Source organism: Solidesulfovibrio fructosivorans JJ] (assembly GCF_000179555.1).
Lineage (GTDB): Bacteria > Desulfobacterota > Desulfovibrionia > Desulfovibrionales > Desulfovibrionaceae > Solidesulfovibrio > Solidesulfovibrio fructosivorans.
Map to the genome: position 1 here is coordinate 151,488 of NZ_AECZ01000005.1, position 24,369 is coordinate 175,856.

Below are 24,369 nucleotides of genomic sequence, written 5' to 3' on the forward strand. Positions count from 1 at the left end.
AATCAAAAAAGCAGGTGACAAATTTCACGAAAGCCGCTAATGACGTAACTCACGTATTGCAGGCAAATCGTGATAATTTTTTGCGGCGCTGTCAAGGCCATTTTTCACCCGGCCGCCCGACTCCAAGGACGACCCCCGAAAATCGACCCACAGCGCGCCGCAAGACCGAGGCCAAGGGAGACGGGACACGTGAACATGTCAAGCAGAAGGTCGAAGAAGGTATGAAAAACGCAAAACAGCGCACGGGTTTGCTGCTTGTCGCCCTGGTCCTGCTCGGGGCCGGCGGCCTGCTTTCACTCATGGCTGGAGGGGGCGCGGCCAGGGCCCAGGGCGACGACAAGCTGCGAGCCGACATCCTCTCCCTCGACGAACTGAAAAAGTTCGGTCCGCTCACCCAGCCCCCGGTCGTCTTCCTGCACGACAAGCACACGGCCGCCTTGGGCAAGCAGAAACAGTTCTACAAGAAGGAATGCGGCACCTGCCACCTGTCCGACAAGGACGGCACCATGTTCCTGGCCTATCAACGCGACGACAAGCCCATGGACGCCGACAGGATCAAGGAAACCTTTCACGCCAACTGCATCGGCTGCCACAAGAAGATGGCCGAGGACGGCATGAAGGCCGGTCCCACGGACGTGCAGTGCAAGGGCTGCCACAACGGTAACCCGGACGTGGCCTCCAACTGGCAGCCCCTTGTCGTCGACAAGAAGCTCCATTACCGCCACGCCGCCACCCAGGCCAAATCCGAGAACAAGTGCGGCGCCTGCCACCACATCTACGACGAGGCCGCCGGCAAGACCATCGCCGCGCCGGCCCCCGAGAAGGTGCCCGGAGCCTGCGTCTACTGCCACACCGAGTCCGGCACCGAGGTCAAGGGCCGCAAGCCCGAGAAGATCCGGTCCCTGCGCCTGGCCGCCCACGGCGAATGCGTGACCTGCCACCGTTCCATCGCCGCTGCCGGCGGCAAGGACGTGGCGACCGGACCCACCACCTGCGCCGGCTGCCACGGCCCGCTGGACCAGAAGGCCATTGCCGAGACCTCGCGCAAGAATGTCCCGGCCGACGCCGACCTGCGCATCAAGCGCGGCCAGCCCGATTTCGCCCTGATCCGCCCGGTCAAGGCGGAAAAACCGCTGGTCGGCGCGGACGGCAAGCCGGTCAAGGACTACGGCATGCCGCCGGTGCCCTTCGACCACAAATATCACGAATCCAAAAACGAGACCTGCGTCTCCTGCCACCATGCCGCGCTGACGTCCTGCGCCGCCTGCCACACCCCGGCCGGCGACAAGAAGGGCGGCTCCGTGACCCTCGAGGCGGCCATGCACAAGGTCGCGGCGCTGCAAAGCTGCGCCGGCTGTCATGCCGCGCGGCAGCAAAAGCCCGAGTGCGCCGGCTGCCACGCCTCCATGAAAAAGGGCGTGACCGACGTCTCGCAGTGCGCCTCCTGCCACGTGCCCCCCCAGGGCGCGCTGGAACAGTCCGTGGCCGAGTTCATGGAGCGCCGCGACAAGGACGCCGCCGCCATGGCCCCGGGCCTGGCCGAGAAGCTCCTTGCCGGTACGCGCGCCGAGACGGCCACCATCCCGACCGAGGACATCCCCGAAACCGTGACCCTCGGATCGCTGGCCAAGGACTACCAGCCTTCGGTCCTGCCCCACCGCAAGATCGTGCTCTCCCTGGTCGCGGGCATGAAAGGCGACAAGCTCGCCGGCGCCTTCCACGCCACGGACACCGCCGTGTGCCAGGGCTGCCACCACATGAGCCCCGCCTCCAAGACGCCGCCGCGCTGCGGCAACTGCCACCCGGCCGTGGAAGGAACAGCCGCCACGCCGCGTCCGGCGCTCAAGGCCGCCTACCACAACCAGTGCATGGGCTGTCACACGGCCATGGGCATAAGCGGCAAGGTTGCGGACAAGGCTCCCGGGGCCAAGCCCGTGCCCAAATCCACGGACTGCACCGGCTGTCACGCGGCAAAGAAGAACTAGCACGCCAACCAGACGAGGTCGCGATACGATGAAACGAAGACACTTTCTGGGCCTTTTGGGAGCGGCCGGGGTGACCCTGACCACAGGGACCAAGGCCAAGGCTTCCGACGCCGCGGATGTGGCGGGCCTGCCCAATGCGTTCGGGGTTCTCTTCGACGCCTCCCGGTGCATCGGCTGCCGCAAATGCGAGGCCGCCTGCAACACGGTCAACGAACTGCCCAAGCCGGACAAGCCCTTTGACGATCTGAAGGTGCTCGATACCGAGCGCCGCACCACGGCCAAGGCCTACACCGTGGTCAACAAATACGTGCCGAAGCCCGGCGAGAATCCGGTCTTCCGCAAGATCCAGTGCAACCACTGCATGGAGCCGGCCTGCGCCTCGGCCTGCTTCGTCAAGGCCTTCAAGAAGACCGAGACCGGGGCGGTGGTCTACGACGCCTCGCTGTGCGTCGGCTGCCGGTACTGCATGGTTGCCTGTCCGTTCAACATCCCGACCTACGAATACGACAAGGTCATTTCGCCGCGGGTCATGAAGTGCACCATGTGCTACCCGCGCATCAAGGAAGGCAAGCTTCCGGGCTGCGTCGAGGCCTGCCCCAAGGAGGCCCTCCAGTTCGGCAGGCGCCGCGACCTGCTCAACATCGCCTGGGACCGCATCTCGGACAACCCCGACAAGTACGTGCAGCACGTCTACGGCGAGCACGAGATGGGCGGCACGAGCTGGCTGTACGTCGCGCCGAGGCCGTCCTTCGCCGCCCTCGGCATGGACGAGCACCTGGGCACGGCTTCCGCGCCGGAACTCACCAGCGGGGCGCTTGCCGCCGTGCCGGCCGTGGCCGGCATCTGGCCGGTGCTTCTGACCGGGCTCTACGCCGTCAGCAAGCGCAAGGACAAAATCGCCGGGGAAGAAAAGAAGGCGGCGGTCGACGCGGCCATCGCCAAAGCCAGCGCCGAGGCCGAGGCCAAGCTGGCCGAGGAACTGGCCAAGGCCGAGGTGGCCGGCAAGCGCCGCATCGAGGTCGAGGTCAAAAAGGCCCTGGAAGCCGCCGCCAAGACATCCGATGGCGGGGAGGACGCGTAATGTCGACGGAAAACACCAAAAAAACGCTTTTCACGCCCGGCAACATCCTCGCGGGCGTCATTTTGGCAGCCGGCATCGTGGTGACCATCCTGCGCTTCACCATGGGCCTCGGCACGGTCACCAACCTGTCGGACAACAACCCCTGGGGCATCTGGATCGGCTTCGACCTGTTGTGCGGCGTCGCGCTGGCCGCCGGCGGCTACACCACCTCGACCGCCTGCTACGTCTTCGGCTTCAAGCGCTTCCACGCCGCCGTGCGCCCGGCCATCCTGACGGCCTTTCTGGGCTACGCCCTGGTCGTCTTCGCGCTCAACTACGACGTCGGCCGGCCCTGGCGCCTGCCGTACCCCATCTTCTACTCGCAAGGGACGACCTCGGTGCTGTTCGAAGTGGGCCTTTGCGTGTTCATCTACCTGACGGTGCTTTTCCTGGAGTACCTGCCCGCCGCCCTGGAGTGGAAGGGCGGCTACGACAAGCTGCGCGCCGTGCTGGTCAAGGTGACCATGGGGCTCACCATCCTCGGCGTCATCCTGTCCACCCTGCACCAGAGCTCGCTCGGCGCGCTCTACCTCATCGCCCCGTCCAAGCTGCATCCCCTGTGGTACACGCCGTATCTGCCGGTGATGTTTTTCATGTCGAGCATGTTCGCCGGCCTGTCCATGGTCGTCTTCGAGGGGACGCTGTCCCACAAGTACTTCCATGACAAGATGGACGACGACTACAACGCCAACTACATGGATTTGCAATTCGCTTTCGCCAAGGGGGCGGCCTGGATCATGTCCGGCTACCTGGCCATGAAGCTCATCGGCCTGGCCATGGACAACCGCTGGCAGTACCTCTTCACCGGCTACGGTGCCTGGTGGCTGTTCGAGGTCGTCGGCTTCGTGGTGCTGCCGTGCTACTGCTACGCCGTGGGCTACCGCGACCGCAACATCGGGCTCGTGCGCGTCGCCGCGCCCTGGACCGTCATCGGCATCATCTTGAACCGCTTCGACGTGAGCCTGGTCGCCTTCAACTGGAAGCTGCCGAGCGCGCTTCGCTACTTTCCGAGCGTGAGCGAAATCATCATCTCGCTGTTCGTGGTCACCGTCGGCGTGCTGGCCTTCCGCTTCATCGTCACGCGCATGCCGATTTTTTACGCCCACCCGGCCGACAAAGACTCGTCCCACTAGGGTGAGAGGAGAACAATACGATGTTTAACACCTTGCAAGACCTGATGCTGCACAACAAGAGCATTACGTATGTGCTCATGGGCATCTTATTGATCTGTTTTGTCGGCTTCTGGCACTTCCTGACGGGCCGCGAAGAACGCAATCGGCGCTACTAGGCCGCCTGGACCTTTACGGTAAGGAGATCACCATGTTTGCATTCCTGACGGGTCCGATGCTGTGGCTGTCGTTTGCCATCTTCGTCATCGGCTGCGCCTGGCGCGTCGTCAAATACGTGAGGGGCCTCGACTGGCAGCTCGACCGCGTGCCCTACGGCTACTACCGCGAGCTGGCCGTCAAGGGCGCGCTCAAATCCATCTTCCACTGGCTGACCCCGTATGGCTCGCGCAGCTGGCGGCTCAAGCCGCTTTACACGGCCGCCTTTTTCCTGCTGCATGTGGGACTGGTCATTGTGCCGCTTTTTCTCTTCGCCCACGTGATGCTGGTGTCCGAGCGCTTCGGCCTCTCCTGGCCCACGCTCCCGGCGGGGCTGGCCGATGCCCTGACCGTCCTCGCCATGGCGGCCGGCGTCTTCATCCTGCTGCGCCGTTTCGCCCTGCCCGAGGTGCGCATCATCACCACCGCCCACGATTTGTGGGTCATGGCCATAAGCCTTGCGCCGCTTCTGACCGGGTTCGTCGCCGCCCACCAGTCCGGGGACCATTCCGGCTGGCTGCTCGCCCATATCGTCACGGGCGAGATCTGGCTTGTCGCCATCCCGTTCACCAAGCTCTCCCATGTGGTGTTGTTCTTCTGTTCCCGGGCCCAGATCGGGGTGGACTTCGGCGTCAAGCGCGGCGGCCAGCGCGGCCGCGGCATCGTCTGGTAAAAAGGCCGACGCCACGTCGCCAAGGAGAGAATAGCCATGCCTGAAGGTATTTACTGCAACAAGCAGCCGATCACGACCGATGAGGCCTTAAAAGCGCTTCTTTCGGATACTCGCGGCAAGAAATACTACGAAGAGATGGAATCCCTGGAAGTGGACCGCGAAAAGCTGTGGTCCTCCATCCAGAAGACCATGAAGTCGCGCATGAAGACCTGGCTTTCGGTCTGCGCCCGCTGCGGGCTGTGCGCCGATTCCTGCTTCCTGTACCTCGTCAACGACCGCAACCCCGAGCAGGTGCCGTCCTACAAGATCCATTCGACCCTTGGCGAAATCATCAAGCGCAAGGGCGACGTGGACAACGCCTTCATGCGCCACGCCATGGAAGTGGCCTGGTCCCAGTGCACCTGCTGCAACCGTTGCGCCATGTACTGCCCCCACGGCATCGACATCGGCATCATGATGGGGTATCTGCGCGGCCTGCTCTATTCCCAGGGATTCGTGCCCTGGGAGCTCAAGATCGGGGCCGGCATGCACCGTGTCTACCGGGCCCAGATGGACGTCACCACCGAGGACTGGACCGAGACCTGCGACTGGATGGCCGAGGAGCAGCAGGACGACTGGCCCGGGCTCGAGATTCCCATCGACAAGGAAGACGCGGACATCATGTACACGTGCAATGCCCGCGAGCCCAAGCACTATCCCGAGGATCTGGCCGAGGCGGCCATCCTCTTCCACATCGCCGGGGAGAACTGGACCGTGCCCTCGGAAGGCTGGGAGCAGACGAGCCTGGCTATGTTCGCTGGCGACTGGGAAGCCTGCAAGCTGCAGGTCCAAAACGTCTACGCCGCCATCGAGCGCCTGCGGCCCAAGCGGGTCATCGGCACGGAATGCGGCCACGCCCACCGGGCGACCGTCGTCGAGGGCCCGTACTGGGCCGGCCGTCCCGACGGCCAGCCGCCGCGTCCCTACATCCACTACGTGCAGTGGGTGGCCGAGGCGCTACGCACGGGCAAGCTCAAGATCGACCCGACCAAGCGCATCAAGGTGCCCGTCACCTACCAGGACTCCTGCAACTACGTGCGCAACTGGGGCCTGGCCGAGACCGCCCGCGAGATTCTCTCCTACATCGTCGAGCCCGGCTACCTGCACGAGATGACGCCGAACAAGGAACACAACTACTGTTGCGGCGGCGGCGGCGGCTTCAACGGCATCGGCAAGTTCCGCCCCCAGCGCAACAAGGCGCTTCTCACCAAGCGCGACCAGATCCTCGCCACCGGGGCCAAGCTCGTCATCTCGCCCTGCCACAACTGCTGGGACGCCATCCGCGACCTGGAAGAAGAGTACCGCATCGGCATCGACTGGTCGTTCCTCAAGCCGCTGCTTATAAAGATGGTCATCGTGCCGGAGCACTTAAAGCCCAAGGACGACGATGGCGATGCATAACACCGGCGACGGCGCGGCAATGAACAACGCACCTCTCACGCGAAATGGGGGTCGGGAATGTTTGGCAAGATAGTGTTTGCGACTTCGGGCGCGCCGGATTGCGACAGCGCCGCCCGCGTGGCCTTCGATATGGCGGGCCGCTACGGTTCGGAGATCGTGGTCTTCCATTGCCTGGGCATTCCGGGCAAGGGCGACAGCAACCTGGTGCTCGACGTGCGCACCGGCGAGGAAGTGGACGCCGACGAGGAATACCTGGAGGGCGTGCGCGAGGAACTGCGCACCACCTACGCCATCCAGCTCTCGGCCTGCAAAAACGCCCGCATCGAGATCGCCGTGGGCAATCCCTCGCGCGAGGTGTTGCGCATGGCCCGCAAGGAGGACGCGGACCTCATCGTCATGGGCGCCCGGCGCGCCGGCGTCGAGGTCGGCGGCTTCTACCGCCGGGGCGTCATCGGCGGCACCCACCGCAAGGTGGCCAAGGCCGCCCGCTGTCCGGTCCTGACCGTCTCCCGCCCGGCCGCCTCGTTCTGGGGCGGGTTTTCCAACATCGTGTTCGCCACCGACTTCTCCAAGGCCTCGCAGTCGGCCTTCAAGCTCGCCCAGAGCATCACCCGCGATGTCGACGGCGAACTGCATCTGTTCCACTGCCTGGACCTCGACCGGCTCCAGTCGCCCATCGCCCTGACCCAGGAGGGCATCGAGGGCCGGCTGGCCGATGCCCGGCGCAGGATCCAGGTCGAATACGCCGCGAAACTCGGCGACCTGGCCAAGCGCGCCAGCATTGAGGTCTGGGAAGGATCGCCCTATGTGGAGATCGTCAAGTTCGCCCGGGAACGGCAGGCCGACCTCATCGTCATGGCCCACCACACCCGGAACGTCGATCCCGACGAGGGGCCCGACGAGCGTCCCTTCGGCAGCACCTTGGAGCAGGTCCTGGTGCGCGCCACCTGTCCCGTCATCAGCGTCAACCGGCCGGACAAGCTGCCGGAAGCGTCCGAGGCGTGACGGGACCCGACCTTGCAAGCACAAGGAGAAGTGGAGCCATGAGCAAGAAAACCATACTGACGGTCGACGACGATCCCAATATCCGCGACTACCTGGACGCGCTTTTCAGCGACAACGGCTACGAGGTCGTCACCGCCGAAAGCGGTGAGCGGGCCATGGAGCTCCTGAAGGATCTCCGCCCGGACCTTATCACCCTGGACGTGGAGATGCCCGACAAGACCGGCCCCTGGGTCAGCCGGGCCATCGGCAAGGACCCGTCCCTGGCCGCCATCCCCATTGTCGTCATCACCGGGCATACGGAACTGACCTACATCATTCCCAAGGCGGCGGCCTTCATCGGCAAGCCTTTCGACGCCGACGAGGTGCTGCGCGTGGTCGCCCAGGCCATAGGGGCATAACATCGGGCGCGGGGCCGCCGAGAGACGGCCCCGCCTCCGCAACCGGGCCGGACGCCTGCACCGCGACGGAGAAGCCTCATGAGCGAAACCCTGCTCCTTGTCGACGACGAGGAAGACATCCGAAGGTTTTTAGGCCTGTTCCTGTCGGATCTGGGATACGCCGTGCACGCCGCCGCCAACGGCGAAGAGGCGCTGGCCATGTTCGACGAAGTGGCCCCCTCCATCGTGTTGACCGACATCAAGATGCCGGTCATGGACGGGCTTGAGCTTTTAAAGCGCATCAAGGCCATGAGCCCGGACACCGAGGTCGTCATGATCTCCGGGCACGGCGACATGGACCTGGCCATCAGCTGCCTGCAGTACGAAGCCGCCGATTTCGTCACCAAGCCCATCAACCACGACATCCTGGACGCGGCCTTAAAGCGCATCGACGAGAAGCTGGCGTTGCGGCGCGAACTGCGCCAGTACACCCAGAACCTCGAAAAGCTCGTGCGCGAGAAGTCGTCCCGGGTGGTGGAGCTGGAGCGGCAGCTGGCCGCCGGCCAGATGGCCGAAACCATGTGCCAGGCCATCTCCGGGCTGTCGGCCGATCTCGGCGAGGGCGCGGGCTATTTCAACGAGATGCCGTGTTTCGTGGCCGTGCACAACGCCTCCCTCGAGGTCGTGGTCACCAACCAGCTCTACAAGGAACGCCTCGGCGACATGGTCGGCCACCACAGCTGGGAGGTCTACGTCGGCCAGGCGCTCAAGGGGTTCGACGGCCCGGTCTGGAAGACCTTCGAGACGGGCAAGGGCCAGCGCTCGCGGGAAACCATGCTGTGCAAAAACGGCAACGAGCTGCCGGTCATGGTCCACACCTCGCCCATCGCAACGACCGACGGCAAGGTGGAGCTGGTCTTGGAAATGGCCGTGGACGTCAGCGAAATAAAGCGCCTGCAGGAAGAGCTGCGCGTCACCCAGCAGAAGTACATGGACCTCTTCGACGCCACGCCCTGCTATATCGCGGTGCGCGATCCGTCGGGCAAGGTGGTGGCCAACAACCGCCGCTTCGTGGAGGACTTCGGCGAGGGCGTGGGCCGGGCTTGCTACGACGTCTTCAAGCACCGGGCCGAGTCCTGCCCGGACTGTCCGGCCATGGGCACCTTCGCCGACGGCGAGCCCCATTACCAGGAGTCGGTGGTCACCACCCGCGACGGCCGCCAGCGCAACGTGCTCATTTCCACGGCCGCCATCCGCAACGCCGCCGGCAAGGTGGTCGAGGTCATGGAGATGTCGGCCGACATCACGAGCATCCGCCAGCTGCAAAGCCATCTCACCTCGCTCGGGCTCATGCTCGGGTCCATTTCCCACGGGGTCAAGGGCATGCTTACGGCGCTTGAAGGCGCGGTCTACCGCGTGGAATCGGGCTTGCGGCGCGGGGAGGCGGAAAAGACCCAGGCCGCGGCCGAGGCGGTCAAGACCCTGGTCGGCCGGGTGCGAAACCTCGTGCTCAACGTCCTTTACTACGCCAAGTCCCGGGAGCTGGACCCGGAAACCGTGGACGTGGCCGAATTCGCGGCCGGCGTCGCCCAGACCGTCGCGCCCAAGGCCGACCGCGAAGGCGTGACGCTGACGTCCGAAATCGGCGAGAATCTCGGCGTGATGGCCGTGGACGCCGCCAATTTGCAGGCCGCCCTGGTCAATATCCTGGAAAACGCCGTGGACGCCTGCCTGGCCGACACCGACAAGCCCGAACACCATATCCGCTATCGGGTGCGCCGCGAAGGGGCCACGCTCGTCTTCGACATCGAGGACAACGGCATGGGCATGGACCAGGAGACGCGGGAGAAGGCCTTCACGCTTTTTTTCTCGTCCAAGGGGCTCAAGGGCACGGGGCTTGGGCTTTTTATCGCCAACGACATGGTGGCCAAGCACGGCGGCGTGATCGACCTGACCTCCGAGCCGGGTCTGGGCACGCGCTTTTGCGTGCGCATCCCCGAGCATCCGGCTTCCCTGGAAACCGCCGCTCCGGAAGCGGCGGCGGAGCAGAACTGACCGGGTTTTCCCGTGAAAATGAGCGCGTCAGGCTGGTAACGGCTTGTGCACGGCCGGCGGATGATGCTAACAGAGGAATATGACCGCCGAACCGGAGCCGGATCGCTCGTTTATGACGGGGCTGGACGAGGCCGTGGCCTTGCTTGGGGCCATGTCCGACCGGGAGGCGTTGTTGCGGGTGCTGCTCGGGCTGTTGCGCCGCTGGACGGGGTGCGACGCCGTGGGCGTGCGGCTGGCCAGGGGCGAGGACTTTCCCTATTACACCACCTCGGGCTTTTCCGAGGCGTTCGTCCTGGCCGAGACGCGGCTGTGCGCCAAAAATGCCGACGGCAGCCTGGCGCGCACCCCGGCCGGCCGGGCCGTGCTGGAATGCATCTGCGGCGCGGTCATCGAAGGGCGCGTCGATCCTTCCCTTCCCTTTTTCACTTCCCATGGCTCCTTTTTCGTCGGTTCGACCAGCCGTCTTTTGGCCGAGGCCGAGGCCGAGGACCTGCCGCCGACAACGCGCAACCGCTGCAACACGGCCGGTTACGAAACCGTCGTCCTTGTCCCGCTTCGCGCCGGCGGCCGCACGCTCGGGCTGCTCCAGGTCAATGACCGGCGGCCCGATTGCCTGGACGCGGAGGCCGTGGCCGCCCTGGAGCGGCTGGCCGAAGGCGTGGCCGTGCTGCTGGCCCGCCAGGAGACGCAGCAGGCCCTGGTCGAGGCCCAGGCGCTCTACCGGGCCGTCTTTTTCACCAACATTGCCGTCAAGCTTCTGGTCGATCCGGTTTCGGGCCGCATCGAGGACGCCAACCAGGCGGCCAGCGCCTTTTACGGCTATCCTCTCGAGGTGCTGCGCCGGTTGTCCATCTGGGATATCAACACCTGCCGGCCCGAGGAGGCGCTCGAGCACATGCGCGCGGCGCGGGAGGGGCGGCAGGGCATTTTCCATTTCACCCACCGGCTGGCCGGAGGCGAACTGCGGGAGGTGGAGGTCTATTCGGGACCTGTGGAGTATGCCGGACAAACGCTGCTTTTTTCCATCGTTCACGACGTCACGAACCGGGTGCGGGCCGAGCAGGCCCGGGAGCGGGCGGAGCAGGTGCTGCGCCACGACCTGCGCTCGCCGTTGGCCGGCATCGCCGGTCTGGCCAACCATCTGGTCGGGGGCGGGCTCAGCGCCGAACACCGGGAGATGGCCGAAGTGATCCGCGAGACGGCCACGCGTCTGTACACGCTGGTCGGGCGCAACCTGGACCTGCATAAAATCGAGCAAGGGAGCTACACGTTGCGGCCCGAGCCCGTGCCCATGGCGCCGTTTTTGGCGGGCATGGCTCGGGAAGTGGCCACGTTGGCCCAGGCGCGCCATGTGCGTCTGATCCTCGCCGGGGAAGGTTTCGACGACGGCGGCAGGGGGCCCTCGGTCGCGGGCGAGCCGGACCTGCTCGCCATCCTTTTTTCCAATCTCGTCACCAACGCCCTGGAAGCGGCCCCGCCCGGGACCGCGGTGCGCCTCACGCTGAAGACCGTGTCGGCGCGGGCCGAAACCGTGATCCACAACCAGGGCGTGGTGCCGGAAGATATCCGGCCGCGTTTTTTCAAGAAATACGCCACCAGCGGCAAACGCAACGGCACCGGCCTCGGCGCCTACAATGCCATGGCCGTGGCCAGGCTCCACGGCGGCGATATCGATTGGGAATCCGATGCGGCGACCGGTACCCGCATCACCGTGCGTCTGCCGCTGGCGGCCGGCGTCTGCGCGGCCTAGGCCGGCTGTTCGCCGAACGCGGCCAAAAGCTCGTCCATATCTTCCACCGCGCCCATATCCAGGCAACTGGCGGCGGTATCCGGGGCCGGCCGGCCCGTGGCGGCCACGATGACGGCTTCGGCCAGGGCCAGTTCCCGGGCGATGTCCGGGGCATGCAGGTAGGGCAGGCGGTTTCCGGTCATGGCCAGGGTCTCGAAATTGCTCTCGGAAAGCGCTTGTTCCTGCTGGCGGGCCCGGCGCAGCTGGGCGACGAGCCGGCCGTGGCGGGCGATCAGCGCCGGTACGGGCAGGGCGCGCGGGCCGAGCCCGGCCAGAAAGCGCAGGGCATAGGCCAGGGCGGCGACGCTTTGCGGCGTCTCCGTCGGCAGCCGGCCGGCCAGGGTCGTCAGAAAGGATGTTTTCCCGGGCGTCCAGTCCGGGCCGGTCTGGCGGGCGGCCACGGCCAGATCGAGAGCCGCCGCCGCGCCGAAGCGTTCGTTGATGACGGCCGACGCTTGCCGGGGCAGGGTGCGGGTCGGGGCCAGCCGGGCCACGAAGCGGGCCACGTCGTCGGCCTCGAGGGGCAGGGCCAGACGCGTTCCGTCCGGCAACACGGCCACGGCCCGGCTCACGGAGGCGCAAAGCGCCTCGGTCAGGCGCTCCTGTCCGGCCGTGTCGAGCCCGGCGGCGGCAAGCCCGGGTTCCAGGGCCCGGGCCACGGCCTCTCCCGGGAAAAGCAGCAGCTCCACGAGGCTTGCGGCCTGCGGATCGTCCCGGTCGGCGACCAGGGCGGCAAGCTCGCCCGCGTCCAGCGCGCCGTAGGTGGAGCGGATGAAATGCGCCACCGTCTCGTCCTGGGACAGGCCGGCGGCGAGCTGGCCGGCGATGGCCCCGGCCAGGGCCTTTTCGGGGGAGGCTTCCATGCCTCCTTGGTATGCCGGGGATGTCCGCCTGTCCACCGATCAGCTGGCGTCAGGGTATTTCGATTGACAATTTTCGCCTGCCTGAATTAACAAAAAAGTCAATCAGGCCAGGGGATTTCCGTTCACGGGAACCTTTTCGGCGCGTGATGCAACCGCCCGGAAGCCGCTTCCGGGAGGGCAGTGGGGGGCGCCATGCCGCATACCATGGACTTTTCCGGCTACGATCCAGGTCCGTTTTACGACGAGATGTTCGAGGCCCCGGGCCTGCCGCGACCCGGCTGCCGCATGCTGTATGAAAAGATCATCTCCCTGCCGCCCCGGGAGATCCTGGCCCGGCAGGCGGCGGCCGAGCAGGCGCTCTACGACATGGGCATCACCTTTACCGTCTACGGCCACGAGGACGGCACGGAGAAGATCTTTCCCTTCGACATCGTGCCGCGCATTATCGCGGCCGCCGAATGGGACTCCCTGGAACGCGGGCTGGCCCAGCGCATCCGGGCGCTGAACCTGTTTATCGGCGACGTCTACGGCAAGGGCCGGATCATGGCCGACGGGGTCGTTCCCCGGTCCGTGGTCGAATCCTCGTCGGGGTATTTCAAGGAATGCCAGGGGCTCGCCCCGCCGCGCGGCGTATGGTGCCACATCACCGGCACCGATCTTGTGCGCGACACCTCGGGCCGATTCCTGGTCCTTGAGGACAACCTGCGCTGCCCCTCGGGCGTGTCCTACGTTCTGGCCAACCGGCGCATCCTCAAGCGCGCCTTTCCCCAGCTCTTCGAGACCATCGACATCCGCTCCGTGGACGACTACCCGCCGCTTCTGCTCGACATGCTCCATTCCATCGTCCCGTCCGGCGCGTCGCGGCCCACGGCCGCGCTTTTGACCCCCGGGGTGTTCAACTCCGCCTACTTCGAGCACACCTTCCTGGCCCAGCAGGCCGGCATCGAGCTGGTCGAGGGGCGCGATCTGGTCGTGGCCGACGGCTACGTGCACATGCGCACCACCAGGGGCTTAAAGCGCGTGGACGTGCTCTACCGGCGGGTGGGCGAGGACTTTCTCGACCCCACGGTCTTCCGGCCGGATTCGCTTCTGGGCGTGCCCGGCATCATGGAGGTCTACAAGGCCGGGCGCGTGGCCATGGCCAACGCCCCGGGCACGGGCGTGGCCGACGACAAGGTCGTCTACGCCTATGTGCCGGAGATGATCCGCTACTATCTCGGCGAGGAGCCGATCCTCCACAACGTGGAGACGTTTTTGTGCTGGGAGGAGAAGCAGCGCCGCCACGTGCTTGCCAATCTCGACACCATGGTGGTCAAGGCGGCGGCCGAGTCCGGCGGCTACGGCATGCTGGTCGGCCCGGCGGCCACGCCCGGGGAGCGGGAGGCCTTCGCGGCCAAGATCGAAGCCAACCCCCGCAACTACATCGCCCAGCCGACGGTGGGGCTGTCCCGCACGCCGGTCATCGTGGACGACCATTTCGAGGGCCGCCATGTGGATCTGCGCCCCTACGTCCTTTACGGCGAGGACATCCGGGTCATTCCCGGCGGGCTCACCCGGGTGGCGCTCAAAAAGGGCTCGCTCGTGGTCAATTCCTCCCAGGGCGGCGGCAGCAAGGACACCTGGGTGCTCGGACGGGCGTAACGCCGCAACAGGCCCTCGTTTAGGGAACGCGATACAAGGGGGAAGCCTTCATGCTCAGCCGCGTGGCCGACGCCATCTATTGGATGAGCCGCTATCTGGAACGGGCCGCCAACATCGCCCGGTTCCTGGACGTCAACTGGCACCTCACCCTGGACACCCCGGGGGTGCGGGCCGAACAGTGGACGCCGCTCGTGCGCGCCATGGGCGACTGGGACCTGTTTCTGGGGCGGGGCTTTTTCCCGCGCCGCAGCGACGTCATCCGCTTTCTGGCCTTCGACGCGGACTATCCCAACTCCATCGTGAACTGTCTGTCCCGGGCCCGGGACAACGCCCGCACCATCCGCGAGATCATTCCCTCCGAAATGTGGGAGCAGACCAACACCTTCTACCACATGGCGCGCGAGGCGGCCAAAAACGGCGAGGCCATCCTGCACAACCCCTACCGTTTCTGCGACGAGGTCAAGCTGCGCGAGCTGACCATAAGCGGCATCGCCGGCGACGCCATGTCCCACGACGAGGCCTGGGATTTTTTCCGCCTGGGACGGCTTCTCGAGCGGGCCGACAAGACTTCGCGCATGCTCGACGTCAAATATTTCATCCTGCTGCCGGACCTGACGGACGTCGGCAGCAACCTCGACTATGTCCAGTGGGCGGCGCTCCTTAAGGCCATAAGCGCCCTGGAGGCCTACCGCCGTCGCCACGGCCGCATCCAGCCCGACCGCATCGTGGAGTTCTTGCTCCTGGACCACCATTTCCCCCGATCGGTGCTGTGCAGCCTGGTCGCGGCCCAGGAATGCCTGCACGCCATCACGGGCACGCCCATGGGCTACTTCTGCAATGCGGCGGAAAAGCGGCTGGGGCATCTGTGCGGCGATCTGGCCTACAGCGGCGTGGACGAGATTTTCGCCAAGGGGCTTCACGAATTCACGGACGATTTGCAGACCCGGATGAACCGGGTGGACGAAGCCGTCTTTGCCACGTTTTTCTCCGCGTTTCCGGCTATTGACGTGCCCTGCCAACAGTGAGTAGGGAACGCCATGACTTTTTGCCTGGGGATAGCGGTCGAAGAGGGCTTGGTCGGCATTGCCGACACGCGCATCACATCGGGCAACGAACTGACGAGCGCCCAGAAAGTCACCACCTATCAGAACGGCAACGGGGCCTTTTTCCTCATGACCTCGGGCCTGCGCTCGGTGCGCGACAAGGCCCTGACCTATTTCGACGAGGCCCTCGAAGCCTGCCCCAGTCCCTTCGACAAGCTGTACAAATCCGTCAACGCCTTTGCCGCGGCCCTGCGAAGGGTGGCCGAGGAGGACAAGGCCTATCTGACCGCCTCCGGCCTGCACTTCAACCTGCATGCGCTCATCGGCGGCCAACTGACGGGTGACGCCGTGCACAAGCTCTACCTGGTCTACCCCGAGGGCAACTGGGTGGAGATCAGCCACGGCACGCCGTACCACATCATCGGCGAGGGCGGCTACGGCAAGCCCGTGCTCGACCGCACGCTCAAGTACTCCGACACCCTGCGCATGGCGCTCAAGGTCGGCTGCCTGGCCTTCGATTCCACCCGCATCAGCGCCTCGGACGTGGATTTTCCCATCGACGTGGTCCTCTATCGCAAGGACGGGCTGGAAATGGCCCAGCACCGCTACGAGGAGGAGGACCTGGCCGAGATATCGGCCTGGTGGCAAGAGCATCTGCGCGGCCTGGTGCACGAATTGCCCTCGGAATGGATCGACAACGTGGCCTCCAAGCTGACCAAGGTCTGCCACAAGCTTCAATGCCAGACTCCCGGCGCCAAGTAGCCCGTGCATTGCCGCTATACGCACCACACCCGATACGACTTCGACCGCCCCGTTTTCCTTGAGCCACACCTCATACGGCTCGTGCCCCGCGGCGACGCCGGGCAACGGCTCGGGCCCTTGCGCATCGACGTCGATCCCGTCCCGGACGGCCGCGGCCTGATCACCGACCTCAGCGGCAACACCGTGCTGTCCGTCTGGTTTTCCGGCCTGACCGGCCACCTTGACGTGACGGTCGAGGCGCGTGTGGAACTGTGCCGCACAAACCCGTTCGATTACCTGATCGACGCCCGGCGCGGCGTCCTGCCCCTGCCGCTGACCCCGGCCGAGGCCCGGGAGGCGGCGTCCTGCCTTGCCCCCTTGCCCATGCCCGGGGAGGAGGCGGAGAGGATGGCCGAACGCCTGCGCCGGGATGGCGCCGACACTCCCCAGGCCTTCGCCCTGGCGCTGCTCGGGGCGATGACCGACCGGCTGGCCGTCGTCACCCGGGAAGAGCCGGGCATCCTGTCCCCGGACGCGCTTTACGCGCGGGGGGAGGGCGCCTGCCGCGATCTGGCCGTGTTTTACATGGCCGCCTGCCGCCATGTCGGCATCCCGGCCCGGTTCGTCAGCGGCTACCACGAAGGCGATCCGGGGCGCGAGGACCGCGACCTGCACGCCTGGGCCGAGATCTGGCTGCCGGGCGGCGGCTGGCGCGGCTTCGATCCTTCCCTGGGCCTGGCCGTGGCCGACCGGCACGTGGCCGTGGCCGCCGCGCCCGATCCCGAAGACGCGGCTCCGGTTTTCGGGACATATCGCGGAGATCCCGGCCAGGCCCGGCTGCGACATGCCATCCGTCTGGAAATGTGCTGACTTGTGCCGGGTGTATGATTTTTGTTGGGAATCGGGACCGGTTGGGCTACTGTATCCCTTGATGACGGATGACATGCGCATGCACATGATACACGAGGGGCTTGGGGGCCGGAGGTTGGCGCTGTGGCTGCTGGTCTGGGCGCTTATTCTTTTTTCGGGACAGTCCGCCGCCCGGGCCGCCACGTCCGCCCTGGAATTGACCGACGCGGAAAAGGCCTTCATCGAGGCCCATCCCGTCATCCGCTACAGCGACACCGATTGGCGGCCGCTTTCCATCTTCGAGGACGGACGCCAGGAGGGCCTTTTCCGCGACTATTACCGCCTGATATCCCAGAAGACCGGGTTGGCCTTCCAGTTCGAGACCATCGGCGACGGCCGCGATTTCCAGCAGGTCCTTGATGCGTTGCGCGAAAAACGCATCGACATGATCGACGGCACGGGCAAGACGCCGGATCGTGCCTCCTACGCCCTTTTTGTGGGGCCTTTTTTGCGCTTTCCCCTGGCCGTCATGTCGCGCGACGACGCCACCGCCTATTCCCTGGAGAGTCTGGCCGGCAAGAAAGTGGCCGTCGGCCGGGGCGGCACGGCCGACGAGTACCTGCGGGCCCACGGCAAGAACCTCGAACTCATCCCGGCCCACGACCAGTCCGAAGCCCTCACCCTGGTGGCGCTGGGCAAGGCCGACGCGGCCGTGGAGAACCTGGCCGTGGCCGCCTACGCCATCCGCGCTTCGGGACTCTCCAACGTCAAGATATCGGGCAAGCTCGATTACAACTTCGAGATTTACACCCTGGTGCGCAAGGACTGGCCGCTTTTGGCCTCCATTTTGGAAAAGGCCCAGCGGCTGGTTACCGAAAAGGAAAAGGCGGCGCTCATTGCCAAATGGCTGCCCGTGTACAAATCCGGCGCGGGCGGTTCCGGATCCGGAAGCGAAGCTCCGGGGGCTCCCGGGGACAAGGCCTCCGTGGCCATGACCGACCAGGAGCGCGCCTATCTGGAACGGAAAAAGGCGCTGCGCTTTTGCGTGGACCCCGACTGGCCCCCGGTGGAGCGCATCGATGAAAACGGCCGCTATGTCGGCATCGGGGCCGATTTCCTGCATCTCATGGAAAAGCGCCTGGGCGTGCCCATGGTGCTCGTGCCCACGGCCTCCTGGAGCCAGTCCCTGGCCGCGGTCAAGCAACGGCGTTGCGATTTTCTCCCGGCCGCCGGGGACACCAACAACCGACGCCGTTTCCTGCGCTTCACCTCGCCCTACCTGCGCTTTCCCATGGTGGTGGTCACCCAGGCCAAGGCGCCCTTCATCGAGGACCCGGCGAGCCTTACCGGCAAGAGCCTCGGCGTGGTCAACGGCTACGCCAGCCTCGACATCCTGCGGGCCAAATATCCCGGCCTGCGCCTCATGGAAGTGCCGAGCCTCAACGAGGGCTTGCGGCTGGTGGCCGACGGCAGGCTCTACGGCTGCATCGACACGGTGCCGGCCATAAGCCAGGCCATAGCCAAGGGCCATTTCACCGATCTCAAGATCGCCGGCCGCCTCGACGCCCACCTCGATCTGGCCGTGGCCAGCCGCGACGACGAGCCCGAACTGGCCTCGCTGTTCCAAAAGGCGGTCAACACGCTGACCAAGGAAGAAACCGACGCCATCATGAAAAAATGGCTGGCCGTCACCTTCGAGCAGGGGTTCGATTATTCCCTGGTCTGGAAGGTGTCGGCCGGGGCCGCCTTCATTGTGGTCGTGGTGGTTTGGTGGAACCGCAAGCTGTCCCGCTTAAACCGCGCCCTGCGCCAGGCCAACGAGGCCCGCGACGCGGCCGGGCGGCGCGTGGCGGCCCTGCTCGACAACGCGGGCCAGGGCTTTTTGTCCGTGGGCGCGGACGGGCTGGTCGAGCCGCAGTACAGCGCCGAGTGCCGCAATATCTTCGGCGGCGACGGCGGCGACATCGAGGGCAAGCCGGTCGCGGAGCTCATTTTCCCGGACGATCCGGCCGGGCGCGCCAACATGGCCGTCAACGTGCGCCGGGTCGTGGCCGAGACCGACGCCTACAAGCGCGACCTCTACGTGTCGCTCATGCCGGGGCGCGTCGAACGAAACGGCGCGTCGTTGCGCCTGGCCTACCGGCCCATGGCCGACGGGCGGCTCATGTTCGTCATCACCGACGTCACGGGCGAGGTCCGGCTCAAGGACGCCGTGGCCAGGGAGCGCAACAGGCTGGCCTGCGTGGTGGCGGCCGTGCGCGAGCAGCGCGACTTTTTCGCCGTGCTCGACGATTTCGCCGCCTTTCGCCGCGACGGTTTTTCGGGCGCGGGCCTGTCCGACCGCGGCGCCCTCGATGCCCTTTATCGCAAGGTCCACACCTTCAAGGGGCTTTTCCTGCAACTCGAATGCGCCCATGTGGCCAAGGCGCTTGACGACCTGGAAGAGCGCCTGTCCGATCTGCGCGTGGCCGAAGCGCCGCGCCGCGCCGACATGGAGGCCCTGCTCGCCGACGATGCGGTGGACAAGGCATTGGCCCGGGATCTGAGCGTGGTGCGCGAAACCCTCGGCGCGGAGTTTTTCGAGCGGCGTGGCGAAGTCCGCCTCGGCAGCGAATTCGCCGATGCCCTGGCCACCCTGGCCGGACGCCTGCTGGACCGCCTGGACACGCTGGAGCTCGATTCCGAGGCCGAACAGGTGCTGCGCGCCGCCCGGACGTTGCGCTACATCGATCTCAAAGAGCTTTTGTCCGCCTATCCCCGCACGGCCGGCCGGCTGGCCGAGTCCCGGGGCAAGTCCATCGAGCCCTTCGCCGTCACGGGCGACACGGTCCTGGTCGATCCCAAACGCTTTGCCCCCGTGGCCAAGAGTCTGATACACGTCATCCGCAATGCCGTGGACCACGGTATCGAGTCCCCGGCCGTGCGCGAGGCCGCCGGCAAGGCTCCGACGGGACGTCTGTCCTGCCGGGTCGCGGCCGACGACGCGGCCATCCGCATCGAGTTCGAGGACGATGGCTGCGGCGTGGACATCGCGGCTATACGGGCCAGGGCCTATGAACTCGGCCTTGTCGGGGCCGAGGAACTGGCCGCCATGGATGACGCCGCCATTTTGACGCTGCTTTTCCGGGATGGCTTCACCTCGCGCCGGGTGGCCGGGGAGCTGTCCGGTCGCGGCGTGGGACTTGCCGCCGTGCGGGCCGAGGCCGAGCGCCTGGGCGGAACGGTCGCGCTCATCAACCATCCGGGGCGGGGGACGCGTCTTGTCGTGACCCTGCCTCGCGAAAGCCGAACCTCGCGCGAGGACTCCCTATGACCGATCCACTCGACATCCAGGAATTCCTTGGGGCCCTGACCCGGCGCACCGAAGCGTTTTTCAACGATGAACTCGGCATCGTCTTCACCGGACGGGGCTCCCAGATCGACGACGTGCAAAAGCTCGACCTCAAGTCCGTAACGGCCATCATGAGCGCCACCGGCGCGCTCAAGCTCTATCTGGCCTACAGCTTCGACGCGCCGCTCATCGACGCCGCCTTCGCCGCCTATACGGCCGACCTCGACATCGCCGAGGACGAACGCGAGGACGCCGTCCAGGAAACCGCCGGGGACATCATCAACATCATCGTCGGCAACGCTCTGGCCGACCTTGCCGCAAACGGGCCGACCATCGCCCTGTCGCCGCCCATCATCCTCACCGAAGCCAAGTCCGTCATGCGCCACCGGGGGGCGAAATTCGCCTCGGCCGAACTGCGCGCCGACGCGGGACATATGAGCATCCACCTGATCGGGCCGGGCGAACTGTTCAATGATTCGTTAGAGTATGTGAAGGAGTAGACCATGAGACGTCTTCGCGTCATGGTAGTGGACGACTCCGGCCTTACCGTGAAAAAAATGGTCAAGCTCCTCGAGGAGCTCGGACACGAGGTGGCCGCCGTGGCCACAACGGGGCGGCAGGCGGTCGCCGACTACCCCACGGTTGCGCCGGACATGGTGGCCATGGACATCACCATGCCGGAATTAAACGGCATCGAGGCCACGCGCCTGATCATGGACGCCGACCCGGAGGCGCGCATCATCATCGTTACCTCGCACGGCCAGGAACAGATGGTCATGGACGCCATCGAGGCCGGGGCCAAGGGATATATCCTGAAGCCGGTGAAGCTGGAGAAATTACGCGAAACCCTGGAAACCGTGGCGGAAAAATACTTGCCATGAATGCCTCCATGCTCGAAAGCACCTTGTTGCAGACGCATTTCGACGTCATTCCCTTCGGCATTTACGTCGTGGATGTGGCGACCTACGAAATCGTCTTCGTCAACAAGCACTTTCGAGACTCCATGGGCGTGGTGGAAGGCCGAACCTGCCATGAGGTGCTCTACGACCAGACCGCGCCCTGTCTGCATTGCCGCATTCCCGAACTGCTGACCCCGGACGGCAAGCCCAACGGCGTGACCGTGGTCTACGATCACTACAACGAGCGCGACGAGCACTGGTTCCAGATGCAGGAGAAGACCATGGGGTGGCCCGACGGCCGCGTGGTCAAATACGCCATTGCCGTGGACATCTCGGAGCTCAAGGAAACCCAGAACAGCCTGGCCGAGGCCCATGCCCAGCTGGCCATCAACAACAAGGAGCTGGAGGCCAGAAACAAGATCCTCCAGGAAAACATCGAGTTGCGCGAACACGTCGAACGCATCGCCCGCCATGACCTCAAGGCCCCGCTTTCGGCCCTGGTCGGCCTGCCCCAGGTGCTTCTCGACAATTACGACCTGCCCGAGGCGGCCGCCGACGTGGTGCGCCTCATCGAGCAGGCCGGACACAGCATGCTCGAGATGCTCAACCAGTCCCTGGTGCTCTTTCGCCTGGAAACCGGGTCCTACGTCCTTGCGCCCAAGCCCGTGGATCTGGCCGATCTGACCCGGCGCACCGCGGCCCGGCTGGCCGGCATGCCCGTGGCCCGGGGACGCGTCATTCGCACGACCCTCGACGGGCGTCCCCTGACCCCGCGGGACCACCTGGAGTACAAGGGGGATGGCTTGCTCCTCGGCCCCATGCTGCAAAACCTCCTGGTCAACGCCCTGGAGGCCGCTCCTTCCGGCAACGACGTCGCCGTGGACCTGCGGCCGCAGCCGGACCGGGTCGTCATCGCCATGACCAACCCCGGCGAAGTGCCGGAAGCCATCCGTGACCGGATGTTCGAGAAATACGTCACCATGGGCAAGCGGGGCGGCACCGGCCTTGGCGCCTATTCCGCCATGCTCGCCGCCAGGGCGCACGGCGGGGGCATTGCCCTCGATGCGTCCGTGCCCGGCCAAACCACCGTCGCCGTCACCCTGCCGCGTCTGGCCGGGGAGGAGGGGGCGTGAGGGAAAACGCGCTGTTCGAAAGCCATTTCGACCTCATTCCCTTCAGCATCTACGTCGTCGACGCGGCGACCTACACCATGGTCTACAGCAACCGGGCCTTTATCGAGCGCTTCGGCCGGCACGTCGGCGTGAGCTGCCACAAGGTGCTTTACGAGCGCGACGAGCCCTGCACCAATTGCCGCATGGCCGAATTGCTGACGGAAGAGGGCCTGCCGAACGGCAACACCCTGGTTTTCGAGCATTTCAACGAGATCGACGACCGCTGGTACCAGATGCAGATACGGGCCATGACCTGGCCCGATGGCCGGGTGGTCAAGTATTCCATCGCCGTGGATATTTCCGACCTCAAGGACACCCAGAACCGGCTGGCCGAGGCCCATGCCGAGCTGGCGCTCAAGAATCGGGAGCTGATGCGGCTGTCGACCACGGACATGCTGACCGGGCTGGCCAACCGGCAACGCCTCGACGCGTTGCTCGGCCAGGCCCTGGACGACCGCTCCGGCCCCATAAGTCTTATGATGCTCGACATCGACCATTTCAAGCGCATCAACGACCGGTTCGGCCATCCGGCCGGCGACAGGACCCTGGCCGCCCTGGCCGAGGCATTGCGCCAGGCGACGCCGGAGGGCTGTACGCTCGGCCGTTGGGGCGGCGAGGAGTTTCTGATCCTTTGCCGCGAAACGATGCTGGCCGACGCCTATCTTCTGGCCGAAGCCCTGCGGGAGCGGGTGCTGGAGCTCGAGCTGCCCGATGTGGGGCGGCTTTCATGCAGTTTCGGCGTGGTCGAGGCCGCGCCGTCGGAAACCGCCGAACGACTCATGAGCCGGGTCGACCAGGCCCTGTACGCGGCCAAGGAACTCGGCCGCAACCGGGTCGAGGCGGCTTGAGATCACGCCGCCGTCGCCCCAAAGCAATCCCATCCCATGACTTGGACAACAGCGCAGCATATTGCCCTGGCCTTTGATTTTCCCGTCGTTTTCACCCGGAACGCCTTCGATCCCGAAAACGCCGCCCTGGCCGAGGTTTTTGGCCGATCGGGGCCCGGCCCCCATCGGGCGGGCGTGGTCATCGACGCCGGCCTCGCCGCCGCCATGCCCGGTCTGGCCGACAGGGCGCGGGCCTACTGCGCCGTCCATGACGCCGCGATCCGTCTTGTCGCGCCGCCGCTGACCGTTCCCGGTGGCGAACGGGCCAAGGCCGATTTCGCCGTGGTCGAGGCGGTCTGGAAACTCACCTACGAGGCGAAGTTGTGCCGGCAATCCTTCCTGGTCGTCATCGGCGGCGGGGCGGTGCTGGACGCGGCCGGGTTCGCCGCGGCCACGGCCCATCGCGGCGTGCGGCTTATCCGCATGCCGAGCACGGCCTTGGCCCAAAACGACGCCGGCGTGGGCGTTAAAAACGGGGTCAACGCCTTTGGCCGCAAGAATTACATCGGCGCCTTCGCCCCGCCGTATGCCGTCATAAACGATCATGCGCTCCTCGCCACGTTGCCCGCCCGCGAGATCCGCTCCGGCCTGGCCGAGGCGGTCAAGGTGGCGGTGGTGCGCGACGCGGATTTTTTCGCCCGGCTTTGTGAACTCGCGCCGCTTCTTGCCGCTCTTGACTGCGATGCCCTGGAGGAGGCCGACAGGCGCTGCGCCGTGGCCCACCTGGAGCATATCGCCTCCGGCGGCGACCCGTTCGAGATGGGCTCGGCCCGGCCCCTCGATTTCGGCCACTGGGCCGCCCATGCCCTGGAAGAGGCGACCGGGGGCGATATGCGCCACGGCGAGGCCGTGGCCGTGGGCATGGCCCTCGACACGCTCTACGCCGCGCGTGTCGGCCTGCTGCCCCGGGCCGATGCCGATGCCGTGCTCGGGCTTCTGGAGCAACTCGGACTTGCCGTCTGGCATCCGGCCCTGGCGAATCTCGACATGCCGGCCGCCGTCGAGGCCTTCCGCGAACACCTCGGCGGCCGGCTCCACCTGACCCTGCCCACGGCCATCGGCCGCCGCATCGAGGTCCACGACGTCGATTACGCCTCCCTCGCGGCGGCGCGGGAAACGCTTGCCGGGAGGGGCGTCCCTTCCGGACCAGCCTGCCCGGGGGAATGATTCCCCC

The 24,369-nt window shown here is 66.0% G+C and carries 21 protein-coding genes; 20 read left to right on the forward strand and 1 reads right to left on the reverse strand.

Annotated features, from left to right (window positions below; translation table 11 throughout):
* The first annotated feature begins 221 nt into the window (after positions 1-221).
* The 10 genes from hmcA (at position 222) to DESFRDRAFT_RS05265 (ending at position 11,730) form a co-directional block, all read left to right on the forward strand.
* Positions 222-1,985, forward strand: a complete 1,764-nt coding sequence (hmcA, locus tag DESFRDRAFT_RS05225; RefSeq protein ID WP_005991859.1) for a sulfate respiration complex hexadecaheme cytochrome HmcA — start codon at positions 222-224, stop codon at positions 1,983-1,985.
* Positions 1,986-2,013: 28 nt separating this feature from the next.
* Entirely contained in the window at positions 2,014-3,066 is a 1,053-nt protein-coding gene (gene hmcB / locus DESFRDRAFT_RS05230; protein WP_005991861.1) for a sulfate respiration complex iron-sulfur protein HmcB, read from the forward strand.
* Positions 3,066-4,238 carry a sulfate respiration complex protein HmcC gene (gene hmcC, locus DESFRDRAFT_RS05235; protein WP_005991863.1) on the forward strand — a complete coding sequence of 391 codons (1,173 nt, stop codon included), beginning with the start codon at positions 3,066-3,068 and terminating at the stop codon, positions 4,236-4,238. The genes hmcB and hmcC overlap by 1 nt, the downstream gene beginning before the upstream one ends.
* Positions 4,239-4,258: 20 nt before the next feature.
* Positions 4,259-4,393, forward strand: a complete 135-nt coding sequence (gene hmcD / locus DESFRDRAFT_RS23085) for a sulfate respiration complex protein HmcD (protein WP_005991864.1) — start codon at positions 4,259-4,261, stop codon at positions 4,391-4,393.
* 32 nt (positions 4,394-4,425) lie between these two features.
* Complete coding sequence (hmcE, locus tag DESFRDRAFT_RS05240) at positions 4,426-5,103, forward strand: sulfate respiration complex protein HmcE (RefSeq protein WP_005991865.1); 678 nt, start codon at positions 4,426-4,428, stop codon at positions 5,101-5,103.
* A gap of 36 nt (positions 5,104-5,139) precedes the next feature.
* The gene (gene hmcF, locus DESFRDRAFT_RS05245; protein WP_005991866.1) at positions 5,140-6,543 is read left to right on the forward strand and encodes a sulfate respiration complex iron-sulfur protein HmcF; all 1,404 of its coding nucleotides are present in this window, start codon (positions 5,140-5,142) and stop codon (positions 6,541-6,543) included.
* A 57-nt stretch (positions 6,544-6,600) separates the two neighbouring features.
* Positions 6,601-7,548, forward strand: a complete 948-nt coding sequence (locus tag DESFRDRAFT_RS05250; RefSeq protein ID WP_005991867.1) for a universal stress protein — start codon at positions 6,601-6,603, stop codon at positions 7,546-7,548.
* 38 nt (positions 7,549-7,586) lie between these two features.
* Positions 7,587-7,946 carry a response regulator gene (locus tag DESFRDRAFT_RS05255; RefSeq protein WP_005991869.1) on the forward strand — a complete coding sequence of 120 codons (360 nt, stop codon included), beginning with the start codon at positions 7,587-7,589 and terminating at the stop codon, positions 7,944-7,946.
* 78 nt (positions 7,947-8,024) lie between these two features.
* Entirely contained in the window at positions 8,025-9,980 is a 1,956-nt protein-coding gene (locus DESFRDRAFT_RS05260) for a hybrid sensor histidine kinase/response regulator (protein WP_005991870.1), read from the forward strand.
* A 79-nt stretch (positions 9,981-10,059) separates the two neighbouring features.
* Complete coding sequence (locus DESFRDRAFT_RS05265) at positions 10,060-11,730, forward strand: sensor histidine kinase (RefSeq protein ID WP_144004941.1); 1,671 nt, start codon at positions 10,060-10,062, stop codon at positions 11,728-11,730.
* Here DESFRDRAFT_RS05265 and DESFRDRAFT_RS05270 read toward each other — a convergent pair.
* Positions 11,727-12,632 carry a hypothetical protein gene (locus tag DESFRDRAFT_RS05270; protein WP_005991872.1) on the reverse strand — a complete coding sequence of 302 codons (906 nt, stop codon included), beginning with the start codon at positions 12,630-12,632 and terminating at the stop codon, positions 11,727-11,729. The genes DESFRDRAFT_RS05265 and DESFRDRAFT_RS05270 overlap by 4 nt on opposite strands.
* A gap of 192 nt (positions 12,633-12,824) precedes the next feature.
* Between DESFRDRAFT_RS05270 and DESFRDRAFT_RS05275 the strand changes: the two genes are divergently transcribed.
* The 10 genes from DESFRDRAFT_RS05275 (at position 12,825) to DESFRDRAFT_RS05320 (ending at position 24,362) form a co-directional block, all read left to right on the forward strand.
* The gene (locus DESFRDRAFT_RS05275; RefSeq protein ID WP_005991873.1) at positions 12,825-14,273 is read left to right on the forward strand and encodes a circularly permuted type 2 ATP-grasp protein; all 1,449 of its coding nucleotides are present in this window, start codon (positions 12,825-12,827) and stop codon (positions 14,271-14,273) included.
* Positions 14,274-14,323: 50 nt separating this feature from the next.
* Entirely contained in the window at positions 14,324-15,298 is a 975-nt protein-coding gene (locus DESFRDRAFT_RS05280; protein WP_005991874.1) for an alpha-E domain-containing protein, read from the forward strand.
* Between the two features lie 12 nt (positions 15,299-15,310).
* Entirely contained in the window at positions 15,311-16,078 is a 768-nt protein-coding gene (locus DESFRDRAFT_RS05285; protein ID WP_005991875.1) for a hypothetical protein, read from the forward strand.
* 3 nt (positions 16,079-16,081) lie between these two features.
* On the forward strand, positions 16,082-16,927 hold the full coding sequence (locus DESFRDRAFT_RS05290; RefSeq protein ID WP_005991876.1) for a transglutaminase family protein: 846 nt from the start codon (positions 16,082-16,084) through the stop codon (positions 16,925-16,927).
* Between the two features lie 79 nt (positions 16,928-17,006).
* Positions 17,007-20,219 carry a transporter substrate-binding domain-containing protein gene (locus tag DESFRDRAFT_RS05295; RefSeq protein WP_005991877.1) on the forward strand — a complete coding sequence of 1,071 codons (3,213 nt, stop codon included), beginning with the start codon at positions 17,007-17,009 and terminating at the stop codon, positions 20,217-20,219.
* Positions 20,216-20,737 carry a chemotaxis protein CheX gene (locus DESFRDRAFT_RS05300; RefSeq protein ID WP_005991878.1) on the forward strand — a complete coding sequence of 174 codons (522 nt, stop codon included), beginning with the start codon at positions 20,216-20,218 and terminating at the stop codon, positions 20,735-20,737. The genes DESFRDRAFT_RS05295 and DESFRDRAFT_RS05300 overlap by 4 nt, the downstream gene beginning before the upstream one ends.
* Before the next feature lie 3 nt (positions 20,738-20,740).
* Positions 20,741-21,118 carry a response regulator gene (locus DESFRDRAFT_RS05305; RefSeq protein WP_005991879.1) on the forward strand — a complete coding sequence of 126 codons (378 nt, stop codon included), beginning with the start codon at positions 20,741-20,743 and terminating at the stop codon, positions 21,116-21,118.
* Complete coding sequence (locus DESFRDRAFT_RS05310) at positions 21,115-22,269, forward strand: sensor histidine kinase (RefSeq protein WP_005991880.1); 1,155 nt, start codon at positions 21,115-21,117, stop codon at positions 22,267-22,269. The genes DESFRDRAFT_RS05305 and DESFRDRAFT_RS05310 overlap by 4 nt, the downstream gene beginning before the upstream one ends.
* A complete protein-coding gene (locus DESFRDRAFT_RS05315) occupies positions 22,266-23,156 on the forward strand; it encodes a sensor domain-containing diguanylate cyclase (RefSeq protein WP_005991881.1) in 891 nt (296 codons plus the stop codon). The genes DESFRDRAFT_RS05310 and DESFRDRAFT_RS05315 overlap by 4 nt, the downstream gene beginning before the upstream one ends.
* A gap of 36 nt (positions 23,157-23,192) precedes the next feature.
* The gene (locus DESFRDRAFT_RS05320) at positions 23,193-24,362 is read left to right on the forward strand and encodes a 3-dehydroquinate synthase (RefSeq protein WP_005991882.1); all 1,170 of its coding nucleotides are present in this window, start codon (positions 23,193-23,195) and stop codon (positions 24,360-24,362) included.
* Positions 24,363-24,369: the final 7 nt, after the last annotated feature.

Excerpts from the sequence above, each read along its gene's own strand:
- hmcA (WP_005991859.1), top strand. The coding sequence starts at position 222 with ATGAAAAACGCAAAACAGCGCACGGGTTTGCTGCTTGTCGCCCTGGTC.
- hmcB (WP_005991861.1), top strand. The coding sequence starts at position 2,014 with ATGAAACGAAGACACTTTCTGGGCCTTTTGGGAGCGGCCGGGGTGACC.
- hmcC (WP_005991863.1), top strand. The coding sequence starts at position 3,066 with ATGTCGACGGAAAACACCAAAAAAACGCTTTTCACGCCCGGCAACATC.
- hmcD (WP_005991864.1), top strand. The coding sequence starts at position 4,259 with ATGTTTAACACCTTGCAAGACCTGATGCTGCACAACAAGAGCATTACG.
- hmcE (WP_005991865.1), top strand. The coding sequence starts at position 4,426 with ATGTTTGCATTCCTGACGGGTCCGATGCTGTGGCTGTCGTTTGCCATC.
- hmcF (WP_005991866.1), top strand. The coding sequence starts at position 5,140 with ATGCCTGAAGGTATTTACTGCAACAAGCAGCCGATCACGACCGATGAG.
- DESFRDRAFT_RS05250 (WP_005991867.1), top strand. The coding sequence starts at position 6,601 with ATGTTTGGCAAGATAGTGTTTGCGACTTCGGGCGCGCCGGATTGCGAC.
- DESFRDRAFT_RS05255 (WP_005991869.1), top strand. The coding sequence starts at position 7,587 with ATGAGCAAGAAAACCATACTGACGGTCGACGACGATCCCAATATCCGC.
- DESFRDRAFT_RS05260 (WP_005991870.1), top strand. The coding sequence starts at position 8,025 with ATGAGCGAAACCCTGCTCCTTGTCGACGACGAGGAAGACATCCGAAGG.
- DESFRDRAFT_RS05265 (WP_144004941.1), top strand. The coding sequence starts at position 10,060 with ATGACCGCCGAACCGGAGCCGGATCGCTCGTTTATGACGGGGCTGGAC.
- DESFRDRAFT_RS05270 (WP_005991872.1), bottom strand. The coding sequence starts at position 12,632 with ATGGAAGCCTCCCCCGAAAAGGCCCTGGCCGGGGCCATCGCCGGCCAG.
- DESFRDRAFT_RS05275 (WP_005991873.1), top strand. The coding sequence starts at position 12,825 with ATGCCGCATACCATGGACTTTTCCGGCTACGATCCAGGTCCGTTTTAC.
- DESFRDRAFT_RS05280 (WP_005991874.1), top strand. The coding sequence starts at position 14,324 with ATGCTCAGCCGCGTGGCCGACGCCATCTATTGGATGAGCCGCTATCTG.
- DESFRDRAFT_RS05285 (WP_005991875.1), top strand. The coding sequence starts at position 15,311 with ATGACTTTTTGCCTGGGGATAGCGGTCGAAGAGGGCTTGGTCGGCATT.
- DESFRDRAFT_RS05295 (WP_005991877.1), top strand. The coding sequence starts at position 17,007 with ATGCACATGATACACGAGGGGCTTGGGGGCCGGAGGTTGGCGCTGTGG.
- DESFRDRAFT_RS05300 (WP_005991878.1), top strand. The coding sequence starts at position 20,216 with ATGACCGATCCACTCGACATCCAGGAATTCCTTGGGGCCCTGACCCGG.
- DESFRDRAFT_RS05305 (WP_005991879.1), top strand. The coding sequence starts at position 20,741 with ATGAGACGTCTTCGCGTCATGGTAGTGGACGACTCCGGCCTTACCGTG.
- DESFRDRAFT_RS05310 (WP_005991880.1), top strand. The coding sequence starts at position 21,115 with ATGAATGCCTCCATGCTCGAAAGCACCTTGTTGCAGACGCATTTCGAC.
- DESFRDRAFT_RS05320 (WP_005991882.1), top strand. The coding sequence starts at position 23,193 with ATGACTTGGACAACAGCGCAGCATATTGCCCTGGCCTTTGATTTTCCC.